We start from the raw sequence: 15,193 nt of genomic DNA, 5'->3' as shown, positions 1-15,193 counted from the left end.
TTGCAGGAGGGGCACCGCCAGCGCTCGGCACTTCCCATACTGCACGCTTTTCTCGGGCTCCTTCGGCAGTAGGGGTCATCCCGGCTCGACGACCGGTGGCAACGTCGCCCGGCTGCCCCCTCGACGCGATAGCGAGTCTGCGGCCTGTGGTGCCGGGCGCAGGAACGGAGGAGACGCCGAGCAGCGCGCCCGATGTCTCCATGGGTAGCAGGCGACTGAAAGACACCATCGAAAGTGAATTGACAAAAGCGCCAGGCCATCCCGACATCTGCAAACCCTCGCCACCCCGCCAGCTGACCAGCCGGCTGATCGATGACCGTCCTCGCCGGTGGGTCTGCGGCCGCAGAGCCGCACTTCACCTGACAGCTCGCGATTGTCGCAAAGCCGTCTGCTCCGAATGGGTGTTCGCCGTTGCACCGCTTACCGCAGCGACCTAACGTCGTTCCGCAGCGAACGTCGGCGCGCGGTGAGGGGACAAATGCAGATCGACGATGTGGAACTGCTGGATCACCATTGCCACGGCGTTCGGCGCGGCGAGATCGATGGTCACTCGATCGGCTCGTTGCTCACCGAGTCCGATTCTCCACCACCGCGGGGGACGTCGTTCTTTGATTCCCAACTGGGCTTCGCCGTACGCCGCTGGTGCGCACCGGTGCTGGGGCTGCCCGCGCGAGCAGGGGAGGCGGAATATCTCCAGCGGCGGCTGGAACTGGGGAGTGCGGAAGCCGGCCGGGCGCTGCTGACGGCTTCGGGCTTGGCGATCCTGTGCGTGGACGACGGCTTTCCCGTCGAGGAGCTGCTCACGGTCGCCGAGATGGCGGAGCTTTCGGGCCGGCCCGCCCGGCGGGTGGTGCGATTGGAAGCGGTGGCCGAGGCCGTCGCCGCTTCCGCGGTGTCGGCGGCCGAGTTCGCCGACGCCTTCGCCGCCCGCCTCGCGCACGAGTGCTCGAGCTCCAAGGTCGTGGGACTGAAGTCGGTGATCGGCTACCGGCTGGGCCTGGACTTCGAGGCCTGCCCGCCCGAGCCGTCCGCGGTGGTGACGGCCGCGGGCGAATGGTTGCGGGACAGTGCGGGACAACCCGGGGCGGGGTCGTTGCGTTCCGAGGTGTTGTTACGGCACGTGCTCTACACCGGCGCTCGGCACGGTGCGGAAAATGCACTGCCGTTGCAATTCCACACCGGGCTGGGCGACACCTCCCTGCACCTGCGCCGGGTGGATCCACTACACCTGACCGACTTCCTCCGCCAGGTCCAGCGCCAGGGCACCCAGGTCGTGCTGCTGCACGGCTATCCTTACCACCGGCACGCGGCTTATCTCGCCCACGTCTTCCCGCACGCGTGGGTGGACGTCGGTCTTTCGTTGAACTACGTCGGCGCGTCGGCGCAGCAGGTTCTGTCGGAGGTACTGGAGCTCGCCCCGTTCGGCAAAGTGCTCTTCTCCACCGATGCCTACGGCTTGCCGGAGCTCTATCACCTGGGAGCGGTGCTCTTCCGCCGGGCCATGACCGGACTGTGTGAGGAAGCCGTCCGAGCGGGCGATTGGAGTACCGGCGACGCCGAACGCGTCGCTCGGATGGTCGCCGGCGGCAACGCCCGGCGTCTCTATTCCCGTCTCGCGTACTAGGCAGGAGGTCAACAGGGATGGGCGTACTGGCTCTTTGCAACCACACCACCAGCAACCTCGGGTTCCTGGCTGAGCGGTTCGAGCACCACGGACTGGGCCCGGTCACCACCGTCTTCCGCGAGGACCCCCACCACTGGCCCGAGCCCACCGACTTCGACCTGCTCGTCAGCACCGGCTCACTGTGGTCGGTGCTGGAGGACGAACGCGCGGCCAGCCTGCACCACGAGTGCGAGATGTACCAGCGTGCCATTTCGGGTGCCGTCCCCGTACTGGCCATCTGCTACGGCGCGCACGCACTGGGAGCCGCGTTGAGAGCCCCGGCCCGGACCGCCCCGCGGCCTGAGGCCGGATTCGTGGTCGCCGACACCGCGGACCCGGCGCTGATCCCGCCGGGGCCGTGGCTGACCTGGCACAGCGACCTGTTGACCGTGCCGTGCGGCGCCACCGTCGTAGCCCGTACCCCCATCGCCCCCCAGGCGTACACCATCGGTCGGGTTCTGGCGGTGCAATTCCACCCCGAACTCACTCCCGGCGAACTCGCCGACTGGGTCGATCTAGGTGGCGAATGGCTGCGGGAGCACCACATCGACACCGGCAACCTCCTGAAAGAGGCCGCGCGACAGGAATCCGCCCTCCGGAAGCGAGCGCACACGCTTTTCGACGCGTTCTGGTCTGGCGTGGCCCTCGGCACCTGACTCCCCGGACTCGCCCGTACCTGCCGGAGAAGGCGTACCCATACACGTGTTCTCCAGCCTTGAGCGGGTACACCTCTACCTGAGCAACGACCGCGCGATCATCCCTTCGGAGTGCTAGTATCGCGCGTCGTTAGTCGGTTCACAGCTCTGGTTTGCGATGATGGTTCATGGCTTCGTCGGGTTTGGTGGTCAGTGACGAGGACCGAGTAGTCTCGGAGTCGTGGGCACGGTCGCGGGGGTTCCGGGCCAGTCATGTCGAGCGGGCCAGGATCGTGCTGGCGGTCGCCGCTGGGAACGGGACCGCGGGCACTGCCCAGCTGGTCGGAGTTTCCTGTCCGACGGTGATCAAGTGGCGACCTCGCCGAGCACGGTCTGGCGGGATTGGACGACGAGCCTCGCCCCGGGCGGCCGAAGACCATTGACGACGCCTCCATCATCGCGGCGACGCTGGAGCCGCCGCCGGACGCGCTGGCGGTGACACACTGGTCGAGCCGGCCGCTGGGCCGCCATCTCGGCATCGGGGGACGCCACCGTGGCCAGGGCTTGGCGCAATTATCACGTGCAGCCGTGGCGGCAGGACACGTTCAAGTTCTCCACCGACCCGGAACTGGAAGCCAAGCAAGGTCCGGGACGTGGTCGGGCTTTACCTGAACCCGCCCGAGAAAGCGCTGGTGCTGTGCGTGGACGAGAAGTCCCAGTTCCAGGCACTCAACCGCACCGCGCGGATGCTGCCGCTGCGCCCTGGGCTGCCGAAGAAGGCCACCCACGACTACAAACGCGACGGGACCACGACCTTGTTCGCGGCATTGGCGCCAGGCGATCCGCCGCGGATCCTTCGACCACGTCAAAGAACTCGTCGCCGCGATCCGCGGCTTCATCGCCGGCTGGAACAACCGCTGCCACCCGTTCACCTGGACCAAGACCGCCGACGAGATCCTGCCTCACGCCATCCGTAAACGAACCTCAGACGCACGACACCAGGCGCGAGACGGCTCCTCGATGAGCCCAGCCTGCCGATCGACTCGTCGTGGGAGACTTCGCCTGATCGATCGGCGAGCACGGTGCGGCAAATTTTGGACTTGGCCCGGCGGCCCTGTCCGCACCTTCTTCATCGGATCGTCAGTCGTGCGTTCGGTATTACGATCGCTCCGCCACGCGCCTGGGCGTTGACCGTGGTCGCATCGGTCAGCACTACGGACGGCGGCACCAGAGGCGGTGGATGGTCGGGAGTGAAGTCGACCGGAATGCCCACGAGGCCCAGCAGGGTCACGACCCCGGTCACCCTCATGGCGAACAGCTCGATCCGACCGGATGCCGTGGCGACACCGCCGCGCCGCGCGGCCGTGACCAGCTCGTGGCCGTTGCCCAGCTCACCAACCTGCACCGGATCGGTTGCTTCGATCCGCTCCACGGTGAACCTCATCGTCCTGGTCAGCCGGCCGTCGACCGTGATCCGGTCGATGCCGTGGTAGACGACACCGTCGAGGCGGAGGGTGCTCGCCGAGAGCGTCCAGCTCCGCGCGGGCGTGCGGTCGTCCCGCGCCGCCACGGGCATCACGTCGACGGCGACCGCGATGAGGCCGAGCACCACCAGACCGCGGAGCATCGATCGGCGCCTGCCGCGAGGTGCTCGCGGCTGGTCGGTCCAGGCCAGGGCCAGCGCCGCGCCGATCACCCCCGCCAAGGTGCCAACCAGGAATCCACCTAGGTTGGTCACGGCCATGGCCACGAGGGACAAGAGCATCGCAGTCACGGCGGCGGCGAACCGGAACTGCGGTCGCAGCCACAGCGAGAGACCGCAGATCACGAGCAGCACGCCGATCAGCAGTGCCGACACGCCACCGATTGTCGTGATCGAGATCAGCACATCCCCCCAGCGGAACGTGGCGTACGGCGGAAGCATGATCACGACGCCGGACAGCAACAGGAACGCACCCGCGGAGAACGGCCTGCTACGACGCCAGTGCCCGAAGTCACGCAAGGCCCGACGTGCCCGCTCATGTGCCCCGCTCATCAAGTCCTCCGCACGTCGCCGGTGTCAGTAGCACTCGCCGGAATCGGTGTGGAGGGTCAGCTTGGAATTCTTCAAACGCAGGGTGTAGGCCGTGGCACTCCACGCCGCCAACCGCGGCATGGCGATGGCGGCACGGTCGGCCTGCTGTGCGAATCCACCCGGCTGGCCGACGACACCGGCCGGCCCCTTCGAGACCTGCCCGGCGTCCACGCCGATCTGCGGGTTCACCAGAGTGAGGTCGCCGCTGAGCTCCGTCACGCCGAGGACGATATTCGTCGCGGACATGCCCTCCTCGCCGACGGAAGCGATCCGCAGGGTCACATCCCCCACCACCGGGAGCGAGCGCAGGGAAACCGACTGGCAGAAGTTGTCCATCGCAGCCGTGCGGAAAGCGCTGGTAGCCACCGGGTGAGCCGCGCCGGCCCCGCTGTCCACACTGCCGAACTGGACGAATCCCGTTCCCGCCAACCGGTCCGCCGAGACCTTGAAGCTTGTTCCTGAAACGGCGAAGGATGCCGCCAGCGCTCCCTGCGACAGACCGACCAACAGCATTGCCGCGCCCGCCAACCCCCCGACTAACACACCGGCGAACAACGCCCGGCGAGTTCTCCCACGTACCCGCGATTGCGGCATGTCGTCCTCTCCCTTCGATGGATCCGACCATGAGGTTCGCCCACAGCCGATGTGTGGACAAGGGGCTTGCCCGATGTTCACATTTCGACCGGTCCGGCCCGGACCACCGCCGGCGGCGCAGGATTCCCGCTCCACCGGCGCATCATCATCCGACCCCGGCGTTGGGCGTACCGAATGGCCGGAATCCGAATCCCCGGTGCGAGCGACCCATGGCCGGCGCCGCGCGTGCGGGACCAGACTGCGGGTCACGACCGCAGCGCGGGTCCGCCTGGCAGGTGGACCGGGCGCCAGTGCTCGGACGAGGGCGGCGCCGGGCGTTCGCCCCGCTGAAGCTGTGCGCGACCTCCCGCCATCAACGCCTGCCGCCTCGACTGGCCACCCTTCGGCAGCGCGGGCGCGGTCCCGTCGACGAGCGCCGGTGGTTCGAACTTGTCTTTCGGTACTGGAGAACGATGATCGAACACCGCCATGTCAGAAAATCCGCGCCATGCTCGAACGCGGGTACGGCCACATTTGATCCTTTGCCGCTCGTCAAATGTTCATCAGATCAGCCTATTGCAGACAGAAGAAAGTGCCGCGACAATTGATTCGCCGGCACACTCGGCAGTACAGTGAATTTTCGCACATCTGTCGCATTTTTACCCCACACCCACGACCTGGTGACATCCGACGTGATTTCATCGGCGAGGGTCATCTTCGGAAAGGATTGACTTGAGAACCTTTCATCGTCTGGCTTTGACGCTTTTCGCCACCGCGCTCGTCGGCGGCGGTATTGCGACCACGCCCGCCCACGCGGAAAGCTACCAGGCAAGCGGAACCTTCTACTACTTCACCACGCTGGGAGGATCGCAGCACATCGACAACCCGATCATCGGCGTCTGCTACCCCGTTCCCGCCGTACCCGTCGGCCCCGCTGAGAGTTACGCCAACCGCACGAACGCCCCGGTGACCCTGTACCTGCTCAGCAACGCCTGCGCCTTAGGCGCACAAGGCCCTTACTCGCCCGGGCAGGAAGGCTCGGCCGTCTTCTTGTCGATGCGGTTCGGATGACCTCTCAGGGGTCAGCCTGAAGCAGGCCCGGAAACCCGCGGACCTCGGTGTCACCCCGTTCTCCGTCCTTCCGACACCGAAGGACAGAGAACGGGCCGGTCGGCGGCGGTCCCGGTCGGAACCGCGAGGCTTCCGGCCGGGGCTGGCGGCCGGAAGCCGCCGCGGACGCGGGGCGAAACTTCCGGCGGATGGGCCACCAGCCAGAGCGAGGCAATATCAGGGGATTCGCGTGCTTTGTTCGCGCACCGGCGGTCGAGATACCTGATCCACAATTTCCCGATAGCCCCTGAACAATCGCTCCGAGCCAGAACAAAGCACGTGAGAGAGATTCGGCCGAGCAGAGCGGAACGCACTGGCGTGCCGGTAGCGGCCAGCAGCAACAGCGGCCGTATCGGTAAGGCACCGGCGAAGGATGCCGGATAAACCAGTCGGCCGTCCGACACTTCCGCCGAGGCAAGCCTGCGCCAGGACCGGCGTTGACGCGGTGCCCCGGCTTCGGCCCGAGGACCGGCGTCGGCACGCGCGTGCGCGGAGGCCGGTTCGGTGTTCATCGACGACCCGCCCGCCGAACACCCGGCGCGCGTGGGCGACAAGGTCGCACGCGCCGCGCGCGGGCCGACCTTGCCGGGGCGTTCCGCGGGTGACGCGGTCACGGCGTCGTCTGGTCGAGTGGATGCTGCGCGTCACCGCAGCGGACTCGGTCAGCGGCCTGGTCCTACCGGGCCGTGCGGGTGGACACGGCCACCTGGCTACCGGGGTCCGCCGTTCTATGACTCCTCGCCCGCTGAGGTGATCGTCCGGGGAGACGGCCGTCCGCGGAGTGTGCGCCGGCTGGGCGCGGACGCCGGCCGAGTTCGGCTGCGCGGGCGTGTCAACCGGGACACCGGGTCCGCCGACGGGTGCTCGAGGACCCCGGCCGTCCGGGCGGCGACTACGGCTTGGACCTGGTCGAGGCTCTCCCGGCGACCGTGATCCGCTGATCGTCCGCGAGGCGCCGTGCCTGGGGAATTCGAATGCTCCCCGGGCACGGCGCCGCGCGCTCAGGAGGTCGCTCCGCCGTCGACGGGCAGGGCGGCGCCGGTGATCCCGGCGCCCGCCTCGGCCGCGAGCAGGACGGCGACGGCGGCGACCTCGTCGACGGTCGTCGCGCGACCGGTCGCCGCCTTGCCGGTGAACACGCCGACGAGCTGGTCGTACGTCACGCCCAGGGTCTGGGCGGCAAGGGGGCCCTGGTCGCGGATCATGTCGGTCATCACGATGCCCGGGCAGATGCAGTTGGCCGTGACACCCCGCGGGCCGACCTCACGAGCCACGGCCTGCATCAGCCCGATCACCGCGTGCTTGGCCGTGGCGTAGGCGCCCAGCCCCGGATCGGCCTGCTTGCCTTCGATGGAGGACAGGGTGATGATCCGCCCGGACCCCTGCGGCACCAGGTGGGCCAGCGCGCGGCGGGTGGCGTAGAAGACGGCGTGCAGGTTGACCGCGAGGGTGTCGTGCCAAAGGGCGTCGTCGGTCTCACCGACCATCGCGAATCCCGGCATCCCACCCGCGTTGTTGACCAGCACGTCCAGCCGGCCGTAACGCTCGACCGCGGCGTCGACCATGCGCTCGGCATCCTGCCTGCGGGTGACGTCGCCTTGGACGAACGACGCGCGGTCGCCCGCGTCGAGCTCTTTGAGCGCTTGCTCACCCCTGGCCCGGTCGCGCCCGCCGCACACCACTGACGCGCCCTCGTCGAGGTACCGTTCCACGATCCGCCTGCCGATCCCCCGCGTGCCACCGGTGACCACGGCGACCTTGCCGTCCAGTTCCACTTTTGTCTCCTCGCTCGGCTGATGCGTTTTCAGGTCGCGGCCGCGGCACCGGTGATTCCGACCCGCCCTTTGAAGGCGCTCTGGACTGCCTCGATCACGGCGAGCGGGTTCCCGTCCGGGGCGACGGCGGAGAACACGCCGGTCGCGGCGTCCCAGTGCAGGCGGACGCCCGCCGGGTAGCGCCCGGCCAAGGCGACGTCGGTGCCGGTGGTGAACCACTCGACGCGGCGGACATAGCGGGGCACCTCCAGCTCCTGCACGCCCTCGGCCACCGGGCGCAGCGCATGGGTGCGGGCCAGGCCGTCCAGCAGCAAGGTCGGCAGGGTCAGCACCGCGCACACGTCGGGCAGCGAGTCGGGGTCCGGCCGCCACAGCGCCGATGCCCCCGAGCGCCCGGCTCGCCACTCGCTGGTGGTGCGGAAGCCACCGGACAGCAGGACCGGGGACTCCGGGTGGTAATAGGGCGAACCGACCGGCTGGTCGAGATCCTCCCCCGGTACCGGGATCGCCACCCGCCTCGGCGGACCGGTCAGCACCGTCGCACGGAAATGCTCGCGGTCCCGCCGGAGCACCCGCCCGCTGGGCGCGGTCACGTCGGAGGTGATGCGCACCAGCACCGAGGGTCGCACCCCCGACCGGCCGCGGTTGACCACCGCGGTGACCCGGTACTCCGCCGGCCGGGCCGTAGCCCGGACCCACTGGGAGAAGGACAGGTCCCGCAGGGCGTGGACCGGCTCGCCGGGCAGCAGGCCTTGGGCCGCCTCGACCGCGATGCCCATCAGCATCGTGCCGGGCAAGGTCGGTTTGCCGTCGACGAGGTGCCCGCGGAGGTAGTCGAGCCGGCGCTCGTCGAGCACCAGCCGCCAGGTGGCCGACCGCTCGTCGTGGCTGTCCGCCACGCCGAGGAACCCGCCCGTCGGCGCGGCGCCCGGCGGTGTGGCGAAGTAGCCGGGGAACTGTCGTTCGAACGATTCGCGCTCGCTGGCCCCGATGAACGAAACCACGGACTCGCGCGGACCGGGTTGGGCCAGCTCGGCGACGAAGTGCGCGACGCCCTCGGCCTTGCTCATCGAGCTGAGCCGCTGGACGCGCGTCAACAGGGACTGGGTGACCGCGTTGCCACCGAGGCCGACCTCGTCCCACACCGTCCAGGCGATGGTGTATTCGTCGCGTCCCCCCACCACCCGCTCGTGGCGTGCGGCGGCGGTGAGGAAGTCGTTGGCCGAGGAGTACTCGACCTCGCCGGGCAGGCCCACCAGCCCGGTGACCGAGCCGAAGTTGCACCACAGCCGAGGTGGCGAGGCAGCGAACGCGTCCTTGAGGTTCCGGTACCCGTCGAGCTTGACGTCCCTGACGCGGCGGAACTCCGGCAGGATCTTGCGGGCCAGGTCGCCGGGGTGGTGGATGCCGGCGCCGTTGACCAGCAGGTCGACCCCGCCGTCCTGCGCCAGCACCGTGTCGACGGCCGCACGTACCGCGGCGGGATCGGTCACGTCGCAGGTCAGGTAGTGCACCGAGTCCTGTCCACCACGCCGCCGCAGGCGTTCCAGCGTCAGCAGGCTCTCCCGGGCGCGCAGCAGCCGCTGGAACCGGCGGTTGAGCTCGGCGACCGAGGCGCCCTCCCCCGACTTCCTGCCCTCGGCGATGAACCGGGCACGGAGGCGCGGTAGCTCCTCCTCCGCGGCGGCCAGCAAGTCCGCCGGGACGTTCTTCACAGACGACGACCCGAGCAGCCACACTTTCAGCGGCAGGTGGTCGAGCAGGCCCTCCACCGCGGCGGCGGTGATGCCGCGGGCGCCTCCGGTGGCCACCACGACATCACCGGGCCGCAGCGGCAGCGGCCCGGTCCTCGGCGGCGCCGGCCGCAGTCGCTGCCGGTAGCGGGTACCCGACCGCCGGATGGTCAGCGGCAGGCCACCGCCGTGGCCCAGCTCCGCTTCCAGCGCACGCCAGGCCACCGCGACCGGCTCGTCACCGATCAGCACGCGGCACGCGCACTCCGGTAGCTCCCAGCTCAGGCTCTTGACGAAGCCGGTGAACAACCCGGTGGCCGCTCCGGGCACCCCCTGTGGCATCGGTTCGGCCAGGAGCACGCCAAGCGACCCCCGTTCCAGGCCGCCGGCGCAGCGCTGCGCCGCGAGGAACAGCGCTTCGTGCAGGGAGAGAGGAAGGGCCGCGGTACCGGACTCGACCGGCCAGGACGCGTAGACACGCAGGTGCCGATATTGCCGGCCGGAGGATCCGAGCACCGGCGCCAACAGTGCCTCGGGGTCGTCACCGGGGCGCACCACGACGACGGTCGCGGACGCCGCGCCGGCCGGGGCCCGGACGGCCTGAGCACTGGCCTCGTCGGTCAGGACCAGGCAGTTCGCCGGAATGGGGCTGCCGGCATCCGGTAGTGGCGGCAGCGGTTCCAGCCGGGGGACGTACCGCGTGGTGACGGCATCGCGCGGCGGTTCGGGCACGACCCGGCTCGCGCGTGGCGACGCGTCACCGGACGCGGTGGCCGGGTGGAGGGCGACCGCGGGGCCGGGGAAGGCACCGGTGACCGTCACCGGCCGCTCCGGCCGGCCCGCCAGCGCGGCGAGCAAGTCGACGGCTCCGTCCGCGGCGAGGTAGGTGCGGGCGCGGGGCGTGCCGCCGACGGGGCGCCGGTCGGGCCGGGGATCGGTGGTCAGCGCGCACAGCACCGGCCAGCCCTTCGCCTCGGCGTCGCGCCTCCTGGCCAGCGCCAGCAGGAAGGCGCCCTCAGCCAAGCGGTCCGGCCGCTCACCCAGCAGCGCCGCCAGCTCCGGGGTGCTGTTGCCGTTCACCGCCACCACCAGCGCCAGGTCGATCTCGCCGGCGGCCAGGTACTGGGAGGCGGTCCGCACGGCGGTGAGGGCCGACGAAGCCCCCGTGTCAAGCGTGAGAGCGGGGCCGTGCAGGTCCAGGCGGTTGGCCAACCGCGCCGGGATGATGTTGGGCCCGATCCCGGGGAGGGTGTCCTCGTTGGTGGCCACGCGTTCCCGGCGAGCCTCGTCCAGGCAGCGGCGCAGCGCCTCCGCGAAGGCTGCGGCCGACACCTCGTCCTCGCGAAGTGCACGTAGATCCCGCAGATCGTCGGCGTAACAGCGCAACGCGGTGGGTCCCGCCGCACCGACCGGACCGGTATGGGCGGCCAGCACCCCGGTGCGCTCCTCCACACCTTCCCAGAGCGCCCCGTGCTCCTCGGCGAACCGCATGGCCACGGCGAGGGCCATGAGCTGCGTGTGGTCGACCGTCCGTACCGTACGCGGGGCCATGCGCAGCTCACGCGCCAGCGGCGCGGGGTACGGCGTCGGGAACGCGGCGAGCGGCGCCGGTGGCTCTCCGGCGGCCAGCCTCGCGCGCACCTGTTCCGCCGAGGGGTCGCCGGGCAGGTGGGCGCTCCACGCGACCAGTACCACATCGTCGAGGGCCGGGCGCGGAGCCGAGCGCGGCAGCCGGTGACCGGCCGGCGGCACGTCCTGCACGAGCAGGTGGGCGTCGGTGCCGCCGAACCCGAACGCGGACACGCCCACAGTCCTGCTCCGGTCGTCCCGCCGGGGCAGCGGCACATCCGCGACGGGGACGCGCACCCGCTTGCCCCGCAGGTCCTCCGACAGGTCGGTCAACGGTCGCTGCGCCGGGATCAGCCCGTGGCGCAGCCCGAGGACGGCATGGATCAGCGACACCACGCCGGCGGGCCACCCCGTGTGCCCGACGAGGGACTTGTTCGACGTGCACGGGTAACCGGCCGGTGGCGCGAGGGCGTCCAAGGAGCCCAGCTCCACCCGATCCCCCACCGACGTGCCGGTGCCGTGCGCGACGACCCAGTCGACGTCCTCGGCGGCCACGTCGTTGACCTGCCTGGCCCGTCGGACCGCCCGTTCCTGCCCGCTCGGGTTGGGGGCGTAGACGGCCTTTCCCCGGCCGTCCGACGCCGTGCCGAGCCCGCCGAGCAGGGCCAGCACTTCGTCGCCGTCCTCCCGCGCCCGGCGCAGAGTCTTGAGCACGACCGCGCCTGCACCGTCGGAAAACAAGGTGCCGTCGGCAGCCCGGTCGAACGCGTGCACGCCACCGCTGGGGCTCAACCCACGCAGGGCGCTGAACATGATCGAGAAGCGGGGGGTGTTGGTGAACACACCCGCGCACACGGCGATCTCGCAGTCGCCGGACATCAGCACCTTCGTGCCGAGGTCCACGGCGTAGAGGCTCGACGAACAGGCGGTGTCCACCGTGGTGTAGGGCGACCCAGGCGGGAGCAGCTCGGTGATCGCGGCGTCGACGACGCGGTCAGGCAGGTGGTCGTGCCCATTGCCGGTGGCGAACGGGTAGTGCCGGCGCAGCAACGCGCGCAGACGTTCGGACACCGCGTCACGGTCGGCCTCCGGGTCTGGCCAGTGGCGGAGCAGGCGCTGCGCGGTGAGCTCCACCAGCAGCGACTCCTCCGTGTGCTGGTTGCCCTCCACGGTGGTGCCGACGAAGCACTCCACGCGGTCCCCGGCTCGCCGGGTGACGTTCTCGTAGGCCTGGGCGAGGCTGTGCCGCAGCCACTGCGCCGAGATGTCCTGGGCGCAGGACCGCGCTTTCGCCTCCTTGTGGAGGCGCGGCCGGCGCACGTAGCCGCCACGTAAGGTGTACGCGCGGTCCTCCGCGCCCGGCTCGTGCGCCAGGAAGGCATCCTGGCGGAAGCGCTCCCCCGGCTCGTCGAACACCGGCTCACCGCCACGCAGCAGCTCCCAGAACTCCTCCGGGCCGTTCGCGTCGGGCAGGACCAAGCCCATGCCGACCACCGCCACCACGTCCGAGCCGTCATCCGGGTCCGCAGCACTCGACACCGGACGGGGCGTGTGCCGTGTGCGCGGCGTGTCGGCGCGTGCTGTCACCCGAACGGGCGGGTGCGCGGCCGTGCCGGGCTCCGACTCGGGGGTGGTGGGCCCCTCCGCGGTACGCGCTCGTGGCACGTCTGCCCGCAGGGCCGGTCGCGGTCCGGGGACCGAGGTGACCGGCCGGGTCGCCGGGGGCTCCGATGGCGCCCCGGCCGGGGTGTTGGGCCGCAGCATGGCGTGCCCGAGGGTCAACCCGCCGTCGGCCAGCACGCTCTGCCCGGTGACCCAGGACAAGCGCGGGGAAGCCAGTGCCGTGACCAGGCGCGCCAGTTCCTCTTCCGTCCCCAGCCGTCCCAGGGGGGCGCTCGCGGCACAGGTCTCACGCAGCGCGGCGCTGCCGGGGAACAGGTCGGCGGTCGGATTGTCGAGCAGACCGGCCGAGGCGACGTTCACCCGCACGCCGTGCGGCGCGAACTCGACGGCGAGGTAGCGGCTCAGCGCCTCCAGCGCAGCCTTTCCGACGCCGACCACGGCGTAGTTGTCTATCACCATCCCCGCCCCGATGGACGAGACGTTGACCACCGACCCACCGGTCTCGGCCAGCAGCGGCAGGGCAGCCCGCGCGCAGCGCCGCGCACCGTGCACGTTGACGTCGAAGACCTTCAGCCACTCCGCGTCGGTGAGGGATTCGGCGGACGCCAGCACTCCGCGTGCCGCGTTGTTGACCAACACGTCCAACCGGCCGGCGCGCTCGCGCACGGTCGCGAACATCGCCGCGACATCGTCCGCCTTGGCGACGCTGGCCCGGATCAGGTCGCTCGACCCGCCCGCCTCAGCGATCTCCGCCGCGGTGCGCCGGGCCATCTGCACGGAGTGGAAGTAGTTGACGACGACGTGGGCGCCGAGGGAAGCGAACTCTTGCGCGATCGCCCGGCCCACCCCCTTGCCGCCGCCGGTGACGAGGACCACTTTGCCCGCGAATTCGTTCGGCATCGCGTCCGCCTTTCCCGGTGACCGGCTCACCTGTGCGCCTCCACCGGTCGCCGTCCTTCGCGCAGGTCCAGGAGAAGGTCGACGACGGCGTCCAGGGTCGTGTAGTTGGTCAGGCGCACCTTCGCCTCCGAGGTGGGCAGGTCGAGGCGCTCCGAAGCCCGTGCGAACGCCTCGGTCTGCTTGATCGAGTCGATGCCGAGGTCCGCTTCCAGGTCGGCGTCCGGTTCGAGCGCGTCCGGGGGGTATCCCAGCAGATCGGCGTACAGCTCCCGCACCGTCTCGAACACGGCGTCGCGGTCGTCGCCCCCGTGGCCGTTCACCGCGGTGGGGGTCTCGGGCTCCGGGCGTTGGCGGAACACGGGGATCCGCAGCGGGGTAGGTGTGACGTCATCCGCGGCGGCGGTGTGCCGCGGCGCTCGCACCGGGGTGGCGGGCGCGTACGCCGAGCGGGTCGCTGATCGGCCGTTGCTCCGTTGCGGCGCCAGTTCCTCCACATCGGACTGCAACGACCGCGTGTCCGTGCGCTTGCGGAACGGCGCCGTGGTCGTCACGCCGGGGACGACGGCTGCTACCAGGTCCGCCAGTACGCCCTTCGGGCCGGACTCCACGAAGCGCCGAGCCCCGTCCGCGTGGACCGCGCGCACCGCATCGAGGAACCGCACACGCAGGACCAGGTGGCCGCTGACCACTCGCTCCACGTCTGCGATGTCCTCGACATACCGGCCCAGCAGCGACGAGTAGACGCGCAGGCGCGGTGGGCGCTTGGGCACGTCGGCCACCCGTGCGCCGAAGTCCTCCGCCGCGTCCGCCATGAGACGGTTGTGGAAGGGATAGGGGATGCGCAGGCGCGTCGCGGTGATGCCGAGGACCTCGGCGACCTCCTGCAGCCGCTGAAGGTCGGTGTCCGGTCCCGACACGACGACCTGGTCGGGGCTGTTGTCCGCGGCGACGGCCAGGCTCCACTCGTCCAACGCGTCCAGCAGGTGCTGTGCGCGGCGCGCACCGCAGTTCACGGCCACGAGGCCACCGGGTGGCGCGCTGGACCGTTGCAGCGCCTCGTCCCGCCGGCCCACCAGGCGGGCACCGTTCTCCAGGGAGAAGGCCCCGGCAGCGGTCAGCGCCACCAGTTCGCCGAAGCTGTGTCCCAGCAGGATGTCCGGTCGCACGCCGCAGTCCTCGACCAGCACGCGGAAGGCGGTCACCGAGGCGGCGAAGATCGCCAGGTGCAGGGCGGGCGGGTCGTGGTCCACCAGGTCCTGCAACGTCGGCGACCCCGCATCGATGAGCATCGGGGAGACCGGCTCGCGCCCCAGCTCGGCGGCTACGTCGTCGACGGCGGCCAGGGTCGCGTCGACCAGCGGGTGGCGGTCGGCCAGGTCGCGAAACACCCCGGGCAAGTAGCTGCCCTGGCCAGGGAAGAGGAAGGCATTGCGTGCTGTCATCGGTGTCCTAGGGGAGATTCGGGGTGGTTTCCGGTCGCGGGGCGCCGGGGCCGCTGGGAGGGAATTGCGCCCTGCTCCAACGCGGTGGCGTCCACG

At 70.6% G+C, this 15,193-nt stretch carries 8 protein-coding genes and 1 pseudogene; 4 read left to right on the top strand and 5 right to left on the bottom strand.

The annotated features are described in order from the left end of the window. Positions 1–478: 478 nt before the first annotated feature. The 3 genes and pseudogenes from AB0M93_RS00275 to AB0M93_RS00265 form a co-directional block, all read left to right on the top strand. Positions 479–1,624 (top strand): amidohydrolase family protein, encoded by a 1,146-nt coding sequence (locus AB0M93_RS00275; RefSeq protein ID WP_364266276.1) that lies wholly within the window; start codon positions 479–481, stop codon positions 1,622–1,624. A gap of 17 nt (positions 1,625–1,641) precedes the next feature. Continuing rightward, positions 1,642–2,319, top strand: a complete 678-nt coding sequence (locus AB0M93_RS00270) for a hypothetical protein (RefSeq protein ID WP_364266273.1) — start codon at positions 1,642–1,644, stop codon at positions 2,317–2,319. Between the two features lie 167 nt (positions 2,320–2,486). Then, a pseudogene (locus tag AB0M93_RS00265) lies at positions 2,487–3,297 on the top strand (IS630 family transposase); the annotation flags it as partial. A gap of 130 nt (positions 3,298–3,427) precedes the next feature. Here the strand turns inward: AB0M93_RS00265 and AB0M93_RS00260 are convergent. Beyond that, complete coding sequence (locus AB0M93_RS00260; protein WP_364266270.1) at positions 3,428–4,333, bottom strand: DUF6114 domain-containing protein; 906 nt, start codon at positions 4,331–4,333, stop codon at positions 3,428–3,430. A gap of 24 nt (positions 4,334–4,357) precedes the next feature. Further along, positions 4,358–4,966, bottom strand: a complete 609-nt coding sequence (locus tag AB0M93_RS00255; RefSeq protein ID WP_364266267.1) for a DUF6230 family protein — start codon at positions 4,964–4,966, stop codon at positions 4,358–4,360. A 735-nt stretch (positions 4,967–5,701) separates the two neighbouring features. Between AB0M93_RS00255 and AB0M93_RS00250 the strand changes: the two genes are divergently transcribed. Continuing rightward, positions 5,702–6,016: a hypothetical protein gene (locus tag AB0M93_RS00250; RefSeq protein WP_364266264.1), complete on the top strand. Its 315-nt coding sequence runs from the start codon at positions 5,702–5,704 to the stop codon at positions 6,014–6,016. A 1,040-nt stretch (positions 6,017–7,056) separates the two neighbouring features. Here the strand turns inward: AB0M93_RS00250 and AB0M93_RS00245 are convergent. From AB0M93_RS00245 to AB0M93_RS00235, 3 genes are read right to left on the bottom strand one after another with little or no spacing between them, the layout of a single operon-like run. Next, on the bottom strand, positions 7,057–7,830 hold the full coding sequence (locus tag AB0M93_RS00245; RefSeq protein ID WP_364266261.1) for an SDR family NAD(P)-dependent oxidoreductase: 774 nt from the start codon (positions 7,828–7,830) through the stop codon (positions 7,057–7,059). 29 nt (positions 7,831–7,859) lie between these two features. Beyond that, positions 7,860–13,655, bottom strand: a complete 5,796-nt coding sequence (locus AB0M93_RS00240; protein ID WP_364266258.1) for an SDR family oxidoreductase — start codon at positions 13,653–13,655, stop codon at positions 7,860–7,862. Positions 13,656–13,681: 26 nt separating this feature from the next. Further along, positions 13,682–15,097 (bottom strand): acyltransferase domain-containing protein, encoded by a 1,416-nt coding sequence (locus AB0M93_RS00235; protein ID WP_364266255.1) that lies wholly within the window; start codon positions 15,095–15,097, stop codon positions 13,682–13,684. Positions 15,098–15,193: the final 96 nt, after the last annotated feature.

This window comes from Amycolatopsis sp. NPDC051102, from assembly GCF_040682815.1.
In the GTDB taxonomy this organism is placed as follows: Bacteria; Actinomycetota; Actinomycetes; order Mycobacteriales; family Pseudonocardiaceae; genus Amycolatopsis.
This window is presented reverse-complemented; position numbering and strand designations above follow the sequence as displayed.

Coding starts and splice junctions, on each gene's coding strand:
- AB0M93_RS00275 (WP_364266276.1), top strand. CDS start 479: ATGCAGATCGACGATGTGGAACTGCTGGATCACCATTGCCACGGCGTT.
- AB0M93_RS00270 (WP_364266273.1), top strand. CDS start 1,642: ATGGGCGTACTGGCTCTTTGCAACCACACCACCAGCAACCTCGGGTTC.
- AB0M93_RS00260 (WP_364266270.1), bottom strand. CDS start 4,333: ATGAGCGGGGCACATGAGCGGGCACGTCGGGCCTTGCGTGACTTCGGG.
- AB0M93_RS00255 (WP_364266267.1), bottom strand. CDS start 4,966: ATGCCGCAATCGCGGGTACGTGGGAGAACTCGCCGGGCGTTGTTCGCC.
- AB0M93_RS00240 (WP_364266258.1), bottom strand. CDS start 13,655: ATGCCGAACGAATTCGCGGGCAAAGTGGTCCTCGTCACCGGCGGCGGC.
- AB0M93_RS00235 (WP_364266255.1), bottom strand. CDS start 15,097: ATGACAGCACGCAATGCCTTCCTCTTCCCTGGCCAGGGCAGCTACTTG.